At 72.7% G+C, this 16,396-nt stretch carries 13 protein-coding genes and 1 pseudogene; 6 read left to right on the top strand and 8 right to left on the bottom strand.

The features are described from left to right. A pseudogene (locus tag AC2CHG_RS22690) lies at window positions 1-307 on the bottom strand (prepilin peptidase); the annotation flags it as partial. A gap of 11 nt (window positions 308-318) precedes the next feature. After that, window positions 319-1,326, bottom strand: a complete 1,008-nt coding sequence (locus tag AC2CHG_RS22695) for an EamA family transporter (protein WP_484525518.1) — start codon at window positions 1,324-1,326, stop codon at window positions 319-321. An 85-nt stretch (window positions 1,327-1,411) separates the two neighbouring features. Here AC2CHG_RS22695 and AC2CHG_RS22700 point away from each other — a divergent pair, with 85 nt between their 5' ends. Beyond that, window positions 1,412-2,242 carry an LppU/SCO3897 family protein gene (locus AC2CHG_RS22700; protein WP_484525519.1) on the top strand — a complete coding sequence of 277 codons (831 nt, stop codon included), beginning with the start codon at window positions 1,412-1,414 and terminating at the stop codon, window positions 2,240-2,242. A 143-nt stretch (window positions 2,243-2,385) separates the two neighbouring features. Next, complete coding sequence (locus tag AC2CHG_RS22705) at window positions 2,386-3,621, top strand: AAA family ATPase (RefSeq protein WP_366622665.1); 1,236 nt, start codon at window positions 2,386-2,388, stop codon at window positions 3,619-3,621. A 20-nt stretch (window positions 3,622-3,641) separates the two neighbouring features. Here the strand turns inward: AC2CHG_RS22705 and AC2CHG_RS22710 are convergent, their stop codons facing one another. Further along, a complete protein-coding gene (locus AC2CHG_RS22710) occupies window positions 3,642-4,187 on the bottom strand; it encodes a GNAT family N-acetyltransferase (RefSeq protein WP_366622667.1) in 546 nt (181 codons plus the stop codon). A gap of 135 nt (window positions 4,188-4,322) precedes the next feature. On the opposite strand from AC2CHG_RS22710, the gene AC2CHG_RS22715 reads away from it, so the two are divergent. Beyond that, window positions 4,323-4,868, top strand: coding sequence for a DoxX family protein (locus tag AC2CHG_RS22715; RefSeq protein WP_484525520.1), 546 nt, complete (start codon window positions 4,323-4,325; stop codon window positions 4,866-4,868). 206 nt (window positions 4,869-5,074) lie between these two features. Further along, complete coding sequence (locus tag AC2CHG_RS22720) at window positions 5,075-6,499, top strand: glycosyltransferase 87 family protein (RefSeq protein WP_355508485.1); 1,425 nt, start codon at window positions 5,075-5,077, stop codon at window positions 6,497-6,499. A 10-nt stretch (window positions 6,500-6,509) separates the two neighbouring features. On the opposite strand, the gene AC2CHG_RS22725 is transcribed toward AC2CHG_RS22720, so the two are convergent. The 5 genes from AC2CHG_RS22725 to AC2CHG_RS22745 form a co-directional block, all read right to left on the bottom strand. After that, complete coding sequence (locus AC2CHG_RS22725) at window positions 6,510-6,935, bottom strand: molybdenum cofactor biosynthesis protein MoaE (RefSeq protein WP_484525524.1); 426 nt, start codon at window positions 6,933-6,935, stop codon at window positions 6,510-6,512. 35 nt (window positions 6,936-6,970) lie between these two features. Then, a complete protein-coding gene (locus AC2CHG_RS22730) occupies window positions 6,971-8,230 on the bottom strand; it encodes a molybdopterin molybdotransferase MoeA (RefSeq protein WP_484525521.1) in 1,260 nt (419 codons plus the stop codon). Between the two features lie 37 nt (window positions 8,231-8,267). Next, window positions 8,268-8,738, bottom strand: coding sequence for a MogA/MoaB family molybdenum cofactor biosynthesis protein (locus AC2CHG_RS22735; RefSeq protein ID WP_262012937.1), 471 nt, complete (start codon window positions 8,736-8,738; stop codon window positions 8,268-8,270). Beyond that, window positions 8,735-9,226 carry a cyclic pyranopterin monophosphate synthase MoaC gene (gene moaC / locus AC2CHG_RS22740; protein ID WP_013289345.1) on the bottom strand — a complete coding sequence of 164 codons (492 nt, stop codon included), beginning with the start codon at window positions 9,224-9,226 and terminating at the stop codon, window positions 8,735-8,737. The genes AC2CHG_RS22735 and moaC overlap by 4 nt, the downstream gene beginning before the upstream one ends. A 233-nt stretch (window positions 9,227-9,459) precedes the next feature. After that, on the bottom strand, window positions 9,460-12,495 hold the full coding sequence (locus tag AC2CHG_RS22745) for an AfsR/SARP family transcriptional regulator (RefSeq protein ID WP_484525522.1): 3,036 nt from the start codon (window positions 12,493-12,495) through the stop codon (window positions 9,460-9,462). Between the two features lie 512 nt (window positions 12,496-13,007). Here AC2CHG_RS22745 and AC2CHG_RS22750 point away from each other — a divergent pair. After that, window positions 13,008-15,542, top strand: coding sequence for a putative bifunctional diguanylate cyclase/phosphodiesterase (locus tag AC2CHG_RS22750; RefSeq protein ID WP_357211425.1), 2,535 nt, complete (start codon window positions 13,008-13,010; stop codon window positions 15,540-15,542). A gap of 40 nt (window positions 15,543-15,582) precedes the next feature. Then, window positions 15,583-16,396: glycosyltransferase 87 family protein (locus AC2CHG_RS22755; RefSeq protein ID WP_484525523.1), on the top strand; the 814-nt coding region annotated here is incomplete at its 3' end.

A 16,396-nucleotide genomic window follows, 5' to 3' on the forward strand; every position in this document is an offset into this window, starting at 1 on the left:
CGGTCAGGCCGAGCCCGCCGCCGAGCGCGACCACGCCGACGAGCGGGTCGGGCAGCCGCAGCGCGGTCAGGTCGGTGACCGCGAGGACCAGCCCGGCGGCGGCGACCAGCAGCAGCGCGGGCAGTGCCGGGTCATCGCCCCTGGTGGCGGCGAGCCCGCCGAACACCACGACGCCGACCAGGGCGAGCGTGCTCCGGCCCGGAGCGCCGCCAGGGGGCACCGTGACGAGCGACCGGCTGACCGGCACCGCCGCCCACCCGGCCGCCGCACCGAGCAGCGCGATCCCCGTCACCAGCAGCGCCGACACGGGCCGGGACGCTACCGCCCGGCCGACTCCCCGGCCGTCCCGTCGACGGCTGGTGGCGGGGACCGGCGGGGACGCTCGGTGCTCACCACCACCGCGACGCCGACCACGATGACCGCGCCGCCCATCAGCACCTGCGAGGTGATCGGTTCGGCGACGAACAACGCGCCGAGTGCCACCGCGACCACCGGGTTCACGTACGCGTACGTGGAGACCAGGGAGATCGGCGCGTGGGCGAGCAGCCAGACGTACGCGGTGAAGGCGACGAGCGAACCGGCCACCATCAGGTAGGCCATCGCCGCCCAGGACCGTCCGGTCACGTCCGCGAAGGAGAAGCCGCGCAGCTCACCCCGGGCCACGCCGACGAGCGCGAGCACCGCCGCGCCGGCGACCATCTCGTAGACGGTGGCCACGAACGGGTCGGCGGGCATCAGGATCTTCCCGGACAGGTACGAGCCGACCGACCAGCTCGTGGCGGCCCCGACCACCGTCAGCGCGCCGGCCACCGGCACGCCGTCCACCCCGTCGCGGGGCAGCACCAGCACGACGAGGCCGGCGAACCCGAGCGCCACCCCGAGGAACGTCCACGGTCGCGGCCGGTCCCCGCCCACGGTCCGCAGCATCACCACCAGCAGCGGCACGGTGGCCACCAGCAGCGCGGCCACGCCCGAGGGAACCGCGGCGCCGGCCGGACCCGACTCGGCGAGGACCACCAGCCCGTTTCCGCCGGCGAGCAGCAGCACGCCGATCAGCGCGGCGGAACCGAGCCGGCGCGGAGGCACCCGCAACGCGCCGGGCCCGCGCCGCAGGCGCAGCACCACGGCGAGCACCACGGCGGCGCCGGAGAACCGCATAGCCGCGGAGATCAGGGGCGGCAGGGACTCGACGGCTACCCGGATGCCCAGGTAGGTCGAGCCCCAGAGCAGGTAGACCAGCACGAGTGCGGTCCAGATCAGCGCGGTGCGGGCCGGCGGCGTCGCGGAATCGACGACGTTCGTCGCACTCGTGGGGCGTGAGCTCATCGTCTGTCCACGCTACGGTGGCCACGGCGTCGGCGTCCCCAGTTGGTGGCCGGCCTCTCAGCACTGGCGTACGCAGGAGGCGTTCATGTCGAACTTCGGTCCACCGGGTGGCGGCTCTCCCGACCCCTGGGGACGGCCCGACGACGGCTACGCCCCGCAGCCCGATCCCCGCTACGCCCCGCAGGGCGACCCGCGTTACGCCGCGCAGCCGGATCCGCGGTACGGCCCTCCGGGCGCGCAGCCGTACGGCCCGCCCGCCGACCAGTACGGCCCGCCCGACCAGTACGGCCCGCCCACCCAGCAGTACGGCCCGCCGGCCGATCAGTACGGGCCACCGACGCAGCGCTTCGAGCCGGGCCCGGCCTGGTCCCCGCAGCAGGGCCATCCGGGTGACCCCTATTCCGGGTCGCAGTACGGGGCCGGTCAGCCCCCGTACGCCGAGCCGACGCCGCCGAAGCGCGGGAAGGGTCCGCTGCTGGTGGTGGTGATCGTGCTGGCCGTACTGCTGCTGGGCGGCGCCGGGGCGTACTGGATGCTGGGCCGGGACGAGCAGACCCCGACCGGCGGTACGACAGCCGCCACCCCGCCGGCCGCGGATCCGACCGGCGACGCCGTGCCGCCGAGCGAACCGGCCGACGCGACGCCCACTACGGCGGCCCCGGCCTCCTCGACCGATCCGCGGTTCGTCAAGGCGGGCCAGTGCGTGGCGAACGAGGGTGGCGGCGGCCAGCCGAAGCTGGTGATCGCCGACTGCGCCCCGAAGACGTACGAGGTGCTGCGCCGCATCGACGGTGCGACGAGCGGCAAGAAGGACGCGGAGGCGAAGTGCGGGAAGGTGGCCGGTTACACCGACTGGTACTTCTTCGACAGCGAGCTGGACACGCTCGACTTCGTGCTCTGCCTGAAGCGCCGCTGACCCTGTCCGCCTGTCGGTAACCAAAACTAGGGCTGTCTAGCGTGGATGCTAGACAGCCCTAGTTTTGTATCGAGGCCGACACGCGGTAGCTGCCTCTACGCGCATCTAGCCTGGTCGCTAGAGAACCCGATACTGTGCGATTCGTGGATCCGGTCCGCAACCCGTACGCTCCGGGCGCCGGCCAGCGCCCGCCCGAACTCGCCGGGCGGGGGCGGGAACTGGACGTCTTCGACGTGGTGCTGGAACGGATCGCCCGCGGTCGCCCCGAACGCAGCCTGATGCTCACAGGCCTGCGGGGAGTCGGCAAGACGGTCCTGCTCAACACGCTGCGTTCCGAGGCGATCAACCACCTCTGGGGCACCGGCAAGATCGAGGCCCGGCCGGACCAGTCGCTGCGCCGCCCGATCGCCGCCGCGCTGCACATGGCGGTCCGCGAACTGGCACCCCGGCACCGCGCACCGGACCGGATCGACGCGTTCCTCGGCGTCCTCAAGGCGTTCGCGCAACGCTCCACCCCCACCGGGCGGGGCGGGGTGGCACCCAAGCTGCGCGACCGCTGGCAGCCCGGCATCGACGTACCGGCGAGCAGCGGGCGCGCCGACTCCGGCGACATCGAGATCGACCTGGTCGAGCTGCTCAGCGACGCGGCGGCGGTCGCCACCGACGTCGGCACCGGCATCGCGATCTTCATCGACGAGATGCAGGACGTCGGCGCCGAGGACGTCTCCGCGCTCTGCGCCGCCTGCCACGAGCTTTCCCAGCTCGGCGCGCCGCTCATCGTCGTGGGTGCGGGCCTGCCGCACCTGCCGGCCGTGCTCAGCGCCGCCAAGTCGTACTCCGAGCGGCTCTACCGCTACCAGCGCATCGACCGGCTCGACCGGATCGCCGCCGACCAGGCGCTCTGCGCGCCGGCCGAGCGCGAGGAGGTCGAGTACGAGCAGAAGGCGCTCGACCTGCTCTACGAGAAGTCCGGTGGCTATCCCTACTTCGTCCAGGCGTACGGCAAGGCCACCTGGGACCACGCGCCCCGCTCCCCGATCACCGCGGCGGACGTCCGGGTCGCCGCGCCCGAGGCGGAGGCCGAACTGGCGGTGGGGTTCTTCGGCTCCCGGTTCGAGCGGGCCACGCCCGCCGAACGCGAGTACATGCGCGCGATGGCCACGCTCGCGCTGGTGGACGGTGAGGAGGGCGGCCGGGACGACATGGACGCGGCGGTGCCGACCGCAGAGATCGCCCGCGCGCTCGGCCGCAAGCCGGCCAGCCTCTCCCCGGCGCGCGACGCGCTGATCAAAAAGGGGCTGATCTACTCCGGCGAGCGGGGAACGGTGGCGTTCACCGTGCCGCACTTCGGCCGCTACCTGCGTACCCAGCCCGCCTGACCGCTGCTCGTGAAACGGCCTCAGACCCGCGACCACGGTGGCGGGAAGACCACCTCGCCGGCCGGCGGTGACGGCTCGCCGCTCGCCGACGGCGGCAGCACCAGCGCCTGCCACGGCTCCCCCAGCCCGGACCAGGGACTGGTCAGGCCCAGCCGGTCCGCCCTGCCGAACCCGAACCGCCGGTAGTAGGCCGGGTCGCCCAGCACCACCACCAGCCGCTCGCCCAGTTCCGTCGCGGCGTCCAGCGCCGCCTGCACCGCCGCCGTGCCGTGCCCCAGCCGCTGCCGGTGCCGCGCCACCGCCACCGGACCCAGGGCCAGCGCCGGCCAGGTGCCGCGCTCGGTGCGCACGCCGACGCGTGTGAGCAGCGCGTACGCCACCACCTCGCCGCCGTACTCGGCGACCATGGCCAGCTCCGGAATCCACGCCGGGCTGTGCCGCAGTTCCTCGACCAGGCCGACCTCCGGTGGGGTGGCCACGTCGGGGCGGGCGAAGGCGGCGGCCAGCACCCGGGCCACCGGCGCCTCGTCGGCGGGGCCCTCCGGGCGCAGTCGCAGCGTCGTCACCCGCGCGACCTTACCGAACGCGACCGGTCCATCCGCGACGGTCGCTGAAATCGATACCGTTCGGACGTCCACGTCGGCCGATACCTTTCGTGTGTTGCGGGGATGACGACGCCTCCGACGGGGTAAGACTGAGCCATGAAGCCCGTGCGCTCCCTCGCCCGAGTCATGTTGAGCGGCATCTTCGTGGTCAGCGGCGCCCGTAACCTGCGCAACCCGGAACGCCTGGTGCAGGCCGCGGAACCGGTCACCGGGAAGGTCGCCCCGCTTATCCGGAACGTGCACCCCCGCATCCCCACCGACACGGTCTCGCTGATCCGGGCCAACGCCGCCACCCAGCTCGTCGGCGGCCTGATGCTCGCCACCGGCCGGTTCACCCGCCCGGCCGCGCTGGTGCTCGCCGGCTCCCTGATCCCGACCACCGCCGCCGGCCACGCCTTCTGGAACAACGAGGACCCGGCCGCGCGCAACAACAACCAGGTCCACTTCCTGAAGAACCTCGGCCTGCTCGGTGGCCTCCTCCTCGCCGCCGCCGACACCGAGGGCAAGCCGGGCCTGCGCTGGCGCGCCGGCCACCGCATCGACCACTCACGCCGGTCGGTCGAGCGCGCGGTCCGCACCGCTCGTCGCGAGGCGAAGATCGCCGTACGCTCCGCGGCGGCCGCCCGCCGCATGCCCGGCTGACAAGCGTTTTCGTACGGCCACCACCCCCCGCAAGGCCACCAATCACCTGAACCGTCCGAGACCCGTTAACGCGGTGGAAATGTCAAAAACACGTGTGGGATCGGACACGGTCGCGTAACGCGGGAGGCAGCAACGTGAGGCGCCGTTCTAGGCTCCGTTCTGGACCTGGACGGGTACGACGATCTTGGTACGGGGGTGGCCACGCCATGCCGGCGACAGTCGGTAGACGGACCAACCGCCTCGCCCCGATCTCCCGCGTCGACCGCCGGATCATCATGCGTCTCGGTGTCGTGGCCGCCGTGTCGTACGCCGCGTGGCTCGCCATCGGCGCCTTCGGACGGCCGTACAACTTCTTCGACATGAAGATCTACCACGGCGCGGTGCTGTGGTGGGCCGGCGGCAACGAGCTGTACGACTTCGTCGCACCGTCGACCACGCTGGGCTTCACCTACCCGCCGTTCGCCGCGCTGGTCATGCTGCCGATGACGTGGCTGCCGGTGGACGGCGCCGGTTTCGTCAACGCGCTCGCCAGCATCGGCGCGCTCGCCGTCGTCCTCGCCGCGCTGCTACGCCCCATCGTGGACCGCCTCGGCTGGCCGCTCTGGTTCACCGTCGGCATCGCCACCCCGCTCGCCGTGGCCATCGAGCCGTCCCGGGAGACGCTCGGCTACGGGCAGGTGAACCTGCTGCTGTTCGCGCTGATCATGGCGGACATGGTGGGCCTGCGCTGGCGGGCCAAGCGGGGCACCCACTACGAGACGGCCGACTCGCCGCTGGCCCGGTTCGTCTACAGCGGTGCCTGGGCCGGTGTCGGCATCGGGCTCGCCACAGCGGTCAAGCTCACCCCGGCGCTGTTCGTGGCGTACCTGATGCTCACCCGGCAGTGGCGGGCCGCGCTCACCGCTGTGGGCACCACGATCGGCGTGACCATCGCGACGTTCGGTGTGCTCGGTGAGGAGTCCCGCGCGTACTTCACCGGCGTGCTCTGGCAGACCGAGCGGGTCGGCGCGGCGGACATGACCGCCAACCAGTCCCTCGCCGGTCTGCTGGCGCGGCTCTACGACTCGATCGAGACGCCCGGCCTGCTCTGGCTGGCGTTCTCGGTGCTGATCCTGGCGCTGGGCCTGTCCCGGGCGATGAGCGCCCGCGCCGACGGCGACGAGCTGACCGCGTTCACGCTGGTCGGGCTCACCGCCAACGTGATCAGCCCGATCTCCTGGTCGCACCACCTGATCTGGGTCATCCCGGCGATCATCGTGCTGGCCGACGCCGCGGTACGCCGCCGCGAAGCCAGCCGCGGCCTGCCGCTGCGCGGCACCGGCGGCCCCTCGGCAAACGGTGTGCCGGCACTGCGCCCACCGATCTGGTACCCGACGTTGACCGGCCTGCGCCACGGCGTCGGGGCGCTCGGGCTCTACCTGCTGTTCCTGATCTCACCGATCTGGCCGTACGAGCACCAACTCCCCGAGGTGTCCCACTACCAGGACGGCCTGTTCGGCGCGCTGATGGAGAACTCCCTGGCCATCGCGCTGATCGTGCTCGTCGCGGCGCTGCCGTGGCGTCCCGGCGCCGAGCCGGCGTTCTACCACGAGCGGCTGGGCCGCACCGCCGCGCTCGCCGGCCGACGCTGAGCCAGCCGGTTCAGGGGCAGTTCACCCACTCCTCGGTGCCGTCGTCGAAGACCTGCCGCTTCCAGATCGGCAGCCGCGCCTTCACCTCGTCGACCAGCCGGGCACAGGCGGCGAACGCGGCCGCGCGGTGCGCCGTGCTGACCGCCGCCACCAGCGCCACGTCCCCGATCTCCAGCGGGCCGATCCGGTGCGACACCGCCACCGCGTACACCTGCGGGTCGGCCGCGATCTCGGCCGCCACCTCGCGCAGCACCGCCTCGGCGGTGGGGTGGCCCTCGTACTCCAGCCGGGTGACCGCCCGCCCGTGGTCGTGGTCGCGGACCACGCCCTGGAAGGACACCACCGCGCCGGCCCGGCGGTCGGCGACCGCCGCCTCGTGTTCGGCCAGGTCGAGCGGCCGGTCGGTCACCGCGCCGAGCACCGCGCCTGCTTCCACTGTCACGACGTCTCCCGTCGGTTCGTTCGTCGCGCTCACCCGAACCGCTCCCCGGGGGTCAGCGGCAGCGGCACGAGCGGCACCCGGTCGCCGGCCGCGCCGCTCGTGCCGGGCCGGATCACCGCGAACCCGTCCGCGCCGGCCAGCCCGCGCAGCATCGCCGAGCCGACATGCCGCACCGGGTACGCGGTGCCGGCGACGCGGTCCCAGCGGGCCAGCGCCAGATGGGTGTAGTCGCCGCGCCCGGGAATCGGCTCGGCCAGCGTCACGTGCGGCAGCACCGGCATCTGCCGGCCGGTGAGACCGGCGAGCAGGGGCGCGACGAGCGACACCAGCGCCACCACCGCCGACTGCGGGTTGCCGGGCAGACCGGCCACGAACCGCACCCGCCCGTCGCCGTCCACCAGCCGGGCCAGCAGCATCGGGAAGCCCGGACGCACCGCCACGGTGTTCACCACGTAGTCGGCGCCGAGCGCCTCCAGCGTCGGGTGCAGGTGGTCGACCGGGCCGTGCATGGTGCCACCGGTCGTGCAGACCAGGTCGGCGTTGGCGAGCGCGCCCCGCAGCGCCGCCACGTGCGCGGGCAGCGTGTCGGCGACCGGGCCGACCACGTCGGCGGCGCGCACCTGGCAGCCGTAGCGGCGCAGCCAGGCCGGCACCGACGGGCCGAGCGCGTCACGGACCCGGCCCGCGCCGGGCGGACCCGAGGTGAGCAACTCGTCGCCGAAGACCAGCAGCGCGGCCCGGGGTGGGCGGCGGACCCGCAGCGTGTCGTGCCCGCAGGAGGCGGCCAGGCCGATCACCGCCGGGTCCACCGGCGTGCCGGCGGGCAGCAACTCCTCCCCGAGGGACGCCTCCTCGCCCGGCTCTCGCCACTCCGGCGCCGGGCGAGGCGTGCCGGCCACCAGGCCGTCCGCCGTCCGCGCCGACTCTTCGATCCGCAGGATCGCCGTCGTGCCCTCGGGGACCATCGCGCCGGTGGCGATCTCGACGGTGCTGCCGTCGGCCTCCAGCGGGGGTGCGGTCTGCCCGGCGAGCACCCGCCCGGCGACGCGCCACGGCCCCGCGCCGCGCACCGCCCAGCCGTCCACGCTGGAGGTGGGGAACGCTGGCAGGTCGGTACGCGTGGTCAGCGGCTCGGCCAGGGTGTGCCCGTCGGCCTCGGCCAGCGGCCGGGCGACCGCGGGGAGCGCGGCGGACAGGCCCACCGCGTACACCCGGGAGCGGGCCTCCTCCCACCCGGCCGGTGGTGGCGTGCCCGCCTCGGCCGCGGCGGCTTCGGTTTCCGTGCTCATCCGGCGAGCCTAACGCCGGGGCACGTGCCTCGCGGGTTCAGTGGTCGCCGCCGCGAAGCTGGTCGACGGCGTGCCGCAGGATCGGCCCGAGCACCGCCAGTCCGTCCCGGGCGCCGCCGCGTGAACCGGGCAGGTTGACCACGAGCGTCCGGCCGGCCACCCCGGCCAGGCCCCGGGACAGCGCCGCCGTCGGCACTGTGTCGCGGCTGTGCGCGCGGATCGCCTCGGCGATGCCGGGGATCTCGTAGTCGAGCAGCGCACGGGTCACGTCGGGTGTGCGGTCGGTCGGGGTGATGCCGGTGCCGCCGCTGGTCAGCACCACGTCGACGCCGTCGGCGCGGGCCGCGCGCAGGGCGTCGCCGACCGGTTCGCCGTCCGGCACCACCACCGGCGCGTCGACCTCGCACCCCAGCTCCCGCAGCCCGGTCACGAGCAGCGGGCCGCTGGTGTCCTCGTAGACCCCGGCGGCGGCCCGGTTCGAGGCCACGATCACCCGGGCCCGGATCACGGCCGGTCCTCCGGCCGGACCCACTCGCCGGTCTTGCCGCCCTCCTTGCGGAGCACCCGGACGGCGTCCACCGACGCGGCCGGGTCGACCGCCTTCACCATGTCGACCAGCGCCAGCCCGGCGACCGCCACCGCGGTCAGCGCCTCCATCTCGACGCCCGTGCGGTCGGCGGTCTTCGCAGTGGCGGTGATCTCCACCGTGTCGGCGGTGAGGTCGAGGTCGACTGTGACGCCGTGCAGCGCGATCGGGTGGCAGAGCGGGATCAGGTCAGGGGTGCGCTTGGCGCCCATGATGCCGGCGAGCCGGCCGACGGCGAGCGCGTCGCCCTTGGGCAGGCCGTCGCGGCGCAGCAACTCCACCACCTCGGCGGTGGTGCGGAGGCGGCCGGCGGCGACCGCGAGCCGGCCCGAGACCGGCTTGGCGGAGACGTCGACCATCCGGGCCGCACCGGCCGGGTCGACGTGGGTGAGCTGCGCGGGTTCGGTCACGGCCCGACCCTATCCGCCGGGTACGACGCCGCGGGTGCTCCGGCCGGCGGCGGGGAGGAGCGTCGTGTCGGGTGCGCGTGCACGACGCCCCTCCCTCACCTGCCCACCGCCGATTCGCTGGGGGGAACTGACGGTGGTGGCCTCGTTCGACCGGGTCCGCTGGCGGTGAACCCTCCCCGTGGCCGATGCCCGGGACGCTAACGAACGCCGCGATAAGAAATCGATAAGCCCGTTCAGGCCGGGGTCTCGGCGAGCTGTCGGCGGAGTTCGTGGCGCTCGGGCGCACCCATCCGCTCGAAGATCGCCAACGCGCGCTGCCGGTAGCGGTCCGCTTCGGCGGCGTCCGTTCCGGCCAGATGACCGGCCAGGGCACTCAGGGCGCGTCCCTGCTCGTAGGGATGCGCGATGCGGCTGGCCAGGCCGAGGGCTTCACGGTGCGCGGAGACGGCCTGGTCGACGTGTCCGGCCGCGGCCAGTGTCAGGCCGAGGTCGTTCGACGCCGCCGCCTGCACATGCCGGTCACTCGAGTCCCTCGCCAGGTCGAGAGCCAGTTCGTGCTGGCTTCGCGCCTCTGCGAGCCGGCCCAGATGCCGGTACGCGATACCGAGTTCGTTGCGAGCCTCCGCCTCACCGAACCGGTGCCCGTTCTGCTCGCGCAGCCGGAGTGATGCCACGATCAGACGGGCCGCCTTGCGGTGGTTTCCGAGGCGGTTCTCCACCGAGGCGATGTGGCCGAGCGCGTTGGACATGTGAAACCAGTTGCCCTGGCACCGAGCCAGGAAGAGGTGCTGCCGATGGGCGCGGAGCGCTTCGGGATACCGCCCGACGGCGATCAGCGCGTACCCGAGGTTGGGCAGGGCCACGATCGGGTCGACCGCGCCCCGCGTGTCCTCCCGGAGCAACTGCCGTCCCAGACTCACCGACCGCTCGGAGCTTCCCGTGAGCCAGTGGACGACCACGAGGTTCGCCCGGTAACGGTGCTCGTTGCGCCGGTCGTGCAGGTCGCGGGAGATGGACACCGCCACCTCGAGGTGACGCAGCGAGTCCAGGTAGCTGCCGGTCCGGGTGTACGCGGATGCCAGGTAGTTGTGCATGACAGCCTGTGCCGCACGGTCACCGCTGCGCTCGGCAGCGGTGAGGCCCGTCTGGTGGGTGGCGACGATGTCACCGAAGTACCCCCGCATGTAGCAGAACCGCCACATGGCCCGTGCCAGGCGCCAGGCGTATTCCGAGTGCCCCTCTTCCCGGAGGGCGAATCTGATCAGCGCGATGAGGTTGAGCCGCTCCTGCTCCAACCATTCGATGTCCGATTTGTCGCTCTCATTGATCAGGTCGGCGCGGAGCGGCGCCCCGAGGCGCAGGTGGGTGGTCAGTACCTGCTGGTCCAGGGAGCTTGCCCGGACCGCCACCTGGTGCAGGACGTGGTCGAGCAGGCGATTGCCCGCCTGGCGGCGCTGCGCGGGATCCGTCGACTCACGGAAGAGTTCGGCCGAGTACTGACGCATCAGATCGTGCATCCGGTAGCGCCCCGGAGTGACCTCCTCGATCAGGTGCTGGTCGAGGAGGTCGTCCAGCATCCGTTCCGTCCGGTCGAGCGGGAGAGCGGCGAGAGCGGCGGCCATGCGCGCGTCGAAGGAGTCGCCCGGGTGCAGGCCGATCAGCCGGAACAACCATTTCACGGGTTCGCTCAGGTGCTCGTAGGAGGCCGAGAAGGCGCCGGCGACGGTCTGCTGCTCCACCGCCAACCGCCGCAGCACGGTGCCGCCGGCCTCCAGCCGTCGAGCCAGGTCGGCGACTCGCCAGGCCGGCCGGTGGGCCAGCCATCCGCCGGCCAGCCGGACGGCCAGCGGCAGATGGCCGCAGCGGCGAGCCACCTCCGTCGCGGCATCCGGTTCCTTGCTGATCCGCTCCGTACCGGCGGTGCGTGCCAGGAGTTCCACCGCCTCGTCGGGGGTCATCACGGGAAGCGAGACGGGCGGACCGATGTCGCTCACCGACAGCCGCCGACGACTGGTCACCAGCACCGCCGACCCTGAACCGACGGGCAGGAGCGGCCGCACCTGCTGCCCGTCGGCCGCGTTGTCCAGCACGAGGACGACGCGGCGACCCCGCAGCTCGCGCTGCCACAACTCGGCCCGTTCCTCGTGATCACTGGGGATCCGGCCGGCCGGTACCTCCAGTTGGCGAAGCAGCACAGTGAGGGCATCGCCCGGCTCGACCGGCGCTCCCTCGGTGTGCCCCCGCAGATCGATGAAGAGTTGCCCGTCCGGGTACCGGTCGCGGAGTAGGTGCGCCAGGTGAAGCGCGAAGAGGGTCTTGCCGCTGCCCGCCATGCCGTCGATCACACGTACGGTCGGTGCTTCTTCACCCGACGCTCCGATCTCCGCCAGCATCCGTTCGACGAGTTCTCGCCGTCCGATGAAATCAGCGGTGTTCCGCGGAAGGTGGCGAGGGTGCACCCGCCGCGCGCTCGAGGTGACCGCGCCTCCCCGCTCAGGACCGCCCTTCCTGGCGGCGGACGGCGAGTGCCCCGCGGTCCGGCCCAGTAACGACCTCCGCAGACTGAGCAGTTCGGTTCCCGGCTCCACGCCGAGTTGCCTGATGAGAATCGACTCGGCCCGTTGGATGACGGCGAGCGCACCGCCCGCGTCCCCGTCCGCCTTCAGCGCACTGGCCAGCAGCACATACGCCTGCTCCCGGTAGCAATGGCTGTTCACGTGGTCGGTGAGTAGCGCGATGGCCGCTCTGGTGCGGCCGAGTGCGACATCGAGCCGGGCACGAAGCTCGATCGCCGCCAGCCGCTGCTCCTCCAGTGCCGCCCGGCGGGCCGTCAGAACCGGCCCCACCCGCAGGCCGGCCACCAGAGGACCGCGCCACAGACGTTCGCCCTGGCCGAGCAGCTCGTCAACACGTTCGTGCCGCCCGTCCGACCAGGCCGACGCCGCCTCACCGGTCAGGTGCTCGAAACGACGCACGTCCACCCGCTCGTCGTCCACGTCCAGGCGATAGCCGCCGGAGAGCCGAACCAGGTTCGGGCCGTGGTGTCGATCGAACGTCCGCCGAAGGTTGCCCACGTACGTCCGCACGTTCGCCAAGGCGGAGCGGGGTGGGTCGTCGGGCCACAGTTCGTCGACGAGCGTGTCGACGGTGACCAGCTGGCCGCCGTGCAGCACCAGAACCGCCAGCGCCGTCTGCTGCTTGGGCGTGCCGAGCGGTAGTGGGGCCGCTCCCTGCCACACCTCCGGCACACCCAGCAGCCGGATATCCACCAACTGTTCCCCCCGCGCGGCGCGCGCCAATCGAAATTACTCGCAACCGTGTGGACTATACGAAATGCAGACTTACGGAAGATAGCACTCGATTCACCACAGGACTTCCGATGCCGGAGAGCAACGGCGCTTTTTCTGTGAGTTGTCGTGGCGGATGTTACGGAAGGACGAAACCGAACGGCTAGAGACACCCGGTGATGAGGGCTCGATAATCCCACTTGAAAGCGCGCGCTGAATATGCGTTCAGTCTCCGGCCAAAGACCGAGCGTAACAAGAACCAGGTGCATTGGCGCAATATGCGCATATGGACATCTAATAGATGTATCCCGGCCTAAAAGCCATAACATGTTCGACGTCGGATGGGCCGGTGATCGCCGGTTCTGGGGGTCGAACGAAGGGCGAGGCCATGCGCGGACACGACTGGCTGTGAAGCGAACTTCCGGGGCGCCTGAGCGGGCCGTACAGTACGAGCACACGCACCGCTACGAACGAGCGCGGTGGAGGCAGACCACGTGACTCGCGCCCACGCACGCGACAATGGGACCGATCGGCGGCTCTTGCTGCTTGTCGGTCTCGTCGTGTTTGTGGCCGGCCTGGCCACGCTGGTCAGTATCCGGCTGATCGCCGCCGGCGACCTGGCCACCCAGAAGAACATCACACGCGCGGCCACGATTGCCTTTCTCGTAGCCGTGGCCGCGACGGTGAATGTGCGAATCCGCATTCGCGCCACCACTCACGGCGTCTCGTGGACGGACGCGGCTTCCGTGATCGGGCTTGCCGTCGCACCCGTGCCATGGGTCATCATCGCCACCGGCCTGGGTGTCGCGATCACCCGCCTGATCGGTCGCCTCACCCCGATCAAGCTGGTCTTCGGCGTCGCCAAGGAGATGACGCTGGCCGCGGCCGGAGGCGTCGTCCTCATCGCCGCCGGCTGGTCCTGGCCCTGGTCAGGCCCCATCGACCGCTCGCTGCCCGCCCTGGTGCTGGCCTACGTGACCGTCGTCGTCCTCGACGAACTGCTCACCTTCCCGGTCCTCGCCTTCGCGACCGGCACACCGATCCGCAAGCACTTCCGGGAGCAGCTGGACCTCCGGCTGGCGATTGTGCTCGCCCGCTTCTCGGTGATCCTGTGCACGCTGCTCATCCTCCGGATCGACCCGACCTTTCTGATCGTCGTGCCGCCGCTCGTGTTGAGCCTGCATCTCGCCTACTCCAGCCGACTTCGTAATCGCGCCGAGCGGGAGGCCTGGCAACGGTTGGCCCGAACGACCGACGCATTGAATGTAGTGGATCTAAATCGAGTACTCACCACAGCCGTCACACAAGCGACCGAGCTGTTCTCCGCCGACGAGGTCGAAATCGAACTACGCGAGGAAGCACTGGTGGTGCGCGGCGTCGGAGGAGCCATCACCTACCGCGGCCCGGCCGGCGAGCCGAGCGCGATCGAGGGTTCGGTCCTCACCAACCGCCTCGAAGGCCACGACAAGACGGTCGACGTCGGCGTGCTGCGGCTGCGGTTCGCCGGCCCGGTCGAGCTCTCCGAACGCGAGCAGTACACCCTGCGTACCTTCGCCTCCGCCCTCTGCACCGCGGTCCGCAACGCCCAGGCGTACGCCGAACTCGCCCGCATCGCCGAGGACCACGCCTACGCCGCCACCCACGACGCCCTCACCGGCCTGTCCAACCGGCGGCACCTGCTCGACGAGGGCAGCGCCCAGCTCACCAGCCGGCACGCCGACGGCGTCACCGCCCTGGTGCTGATCGACCTCAACCACTTCAAGGAAGTCAACGACACCCTCGGGCACGGCGCCGGCGACCAGGTGCTGATCCAGGTCGCCGACCGCCTCCGCGGCGCGGCCCGCCCCGACGACCTGGTCGCCCGGCTCGGCGGCGACGAGTTCGCCGTGCTCCTGCGCGGCCTGCCCGCCCCCGCCGTCGCCGCCCACCGCGCCGAGGCCCTGCTCGCGGCGCTGCACGACCCGCTCGACCTCGACGGCATGCGGATCAGCGTGGAAGCCAGCGGCGGCATCGCCGTCGCCCCCGCCACCGGCGGCATGGCCGAACTGCTACGCCGCGCCGACGTGGCCATGTACCAGGCCAAACGCGCCGGCCAACGCGTCGCCACCTACGCGCCGGCCCGCGACACCGCCGACCTGAGCCGGCTCACCCTCGGCGGCGAACTGCCCCGAGCCGTCGCCGACCACGAGTTCACCGTCAACTTCCAGCCCATCGTCGACCTCGGCAGCGGCGAGGTGATCGGCGCCGAGGCACTCGCCCGCTGGCACCACCCCACCCACGGGCTCATCGACCCGCTGCGCTTCCTCGAAGCGGTGGAACGCTCCGGGCTGCTCCCCGCGTTCGCCGAGGCCATCCTCGACCAGGCCCTCATCGCCGCCGGCTCCTGGCGCGCCGCCGGCTTCGACCTGCCCGTCTCGGTGAACGTGTCCCCGCGCAGCCTGCTCGACGCCCGCTTCCCCGGCGCCGTACTGGCCCGGCTCCGCGCCCACGACCTCCCGCCGGACCGGCTCGTCCTGGAGCTGACCGAGACGCTCACCCTCAGCCAACTCGACGTCGTCGACCGCGTCCTCAGCCGGCTGCGGGACTCCGGCGTCCGGCTCGCGCTCGACGACTTCGGCACCGGATACTCGTCGCTCTCCCTGCTCTCCCGCATCCCCGTACACGAACTGAAGATCGACCGCAGCTTCGTCGGCGCCATGGAGACCGCGCCCGAAGCCGCCGCCGTCATCCGCTCCACCCTCGACCTCGGCCGCAGCCTCGACCTCACCGTCGTCGCCGAAGGCGTGGAGAGCGAACCGCAACGCCGCGCGCTCTGGGAACTCGGCTGCGCCGCCGGGCAGGGCCACCTGTTCGCCCGGCCACTGCCCGCCGCCGCGCTCCTCGCCGCCCTCCAACGCGGCCACGGCGGCCGGACCGGCGCACTCGCACCCGCACTGCACGACACCGGGGCCGTCATCCGCCTCCCCGGCCGCCGCACCGGCCGCACCCGCCCGGCACCCCCCGCCGCCAGCGACGCCCGGCAACCCTGACCCGGCCGGGGCACCCCGCCGGTCTGCCACACTGGCCCGCGTGACCGCCCACGCCGACCCGGCAACCCCCGTCTCCCGCCGCTGGTCGGCACTCGACACCGCCGCCGGCGGCCTCGCCCTCGACCTGGGCCTCTACGCCGCCGCCACCGTCTTCGCCGCGATCACCGCCGCCACCTCCACGCTGCCGCCGCACCGCGCCTGGGGCGCCGTCGCCACCATCGGGTACGCCCTCGCCACGCTCGCCGCGACCACCCAACTGCTCGCCCGCCGCCGCGACCCCGGCACGCCCCTGGCCGGCCTGCCCGCACGCTGGACCGTCGCCGGCCTAACCTGGGCCGCCACCGCGCTCCTGCCGATCGTCACGCAGAGCGTCGAACGCGCCGGCGGACGCACCGACCGCGCCCAGGAGGAGGTGATCGTCGTCGAACACGCCGGCGCCCGCCTCGCCGAACACGGCACCCCCTACCTCGGACCCGACACCATCGCCGCCCTGCCTCCCGGCGAACAACTCCTCGGCTACACCCCCTACCAGCCCGGCATGGCACTGTTCGGGCTGCCCCGCGCCGCCGTGGACGCCTGGTGGACCGACTCGCGCGTCTGGTTCGCCGTGGTCACCGCACTCACCCTCGTCGCCCTCGTCGCCACGCTGCGCACCGGCGGCGGCCCGGCCGCACCCCGCCGCGACGCCGCCGTCCTGCGCGCCGTCCAGGCCGCCACAGTCCTGCCCGTCTGCGCGCTCACCCTCGCCACCGGCGGCGACGACCTCCCCGTACTCGCGCTCTGCCTCCTCGCCCTCGCGCTCGCCCCCGCCGGGCGCCCCCGCCCGCGCGGGCGGTGGCGCGTCTACCCCTCTG

Source organism: Micromonospora sp. ATLC20, from assembly GCF_057196585.1.

Excerpts from the sequence above, each read along its gene's own strand:
- AC2CHG_RS22715 (WP_484525520.1), top strand. The coding sequence starts at position 4,323 with ATGAAGCCCGTGCGCTCCCTCGCCCGAGTCATGTTGAGCGGCATCTTC.
- AC2CHG_RS22720 (WP_355508485.1), top strand. The coding sequence starts at position 5,075 with ATGCCGGCGACAGTCGGTAGACGGACCAACCGCCTCGCCCCGATCTCC.
- AC2CHG_RS22700 (WP_484525519.1), top strand. The coding sequence starts at position 1,412 with ATGTCGAACTTCGGTCCACCGGGTGGCGGCTCTCCCGACCCCTGGGGA.
- AC2CHG_RS22695 (WP_484525518.1), bottom strand. The coding sequence starts at position 1,326 with ATGAGCTCACGCCCCACGAGTGCGACGAACGTCGTCGATTCCGCGACG.
- AC2CHG_RS22730 (WP_484525521.1), bottom strand. The coding sequence starts at position 8,230 with ATGAGCACGGAAACCGAAGCCGCCGCGGCCGAGGCGGGCACGCCACCA.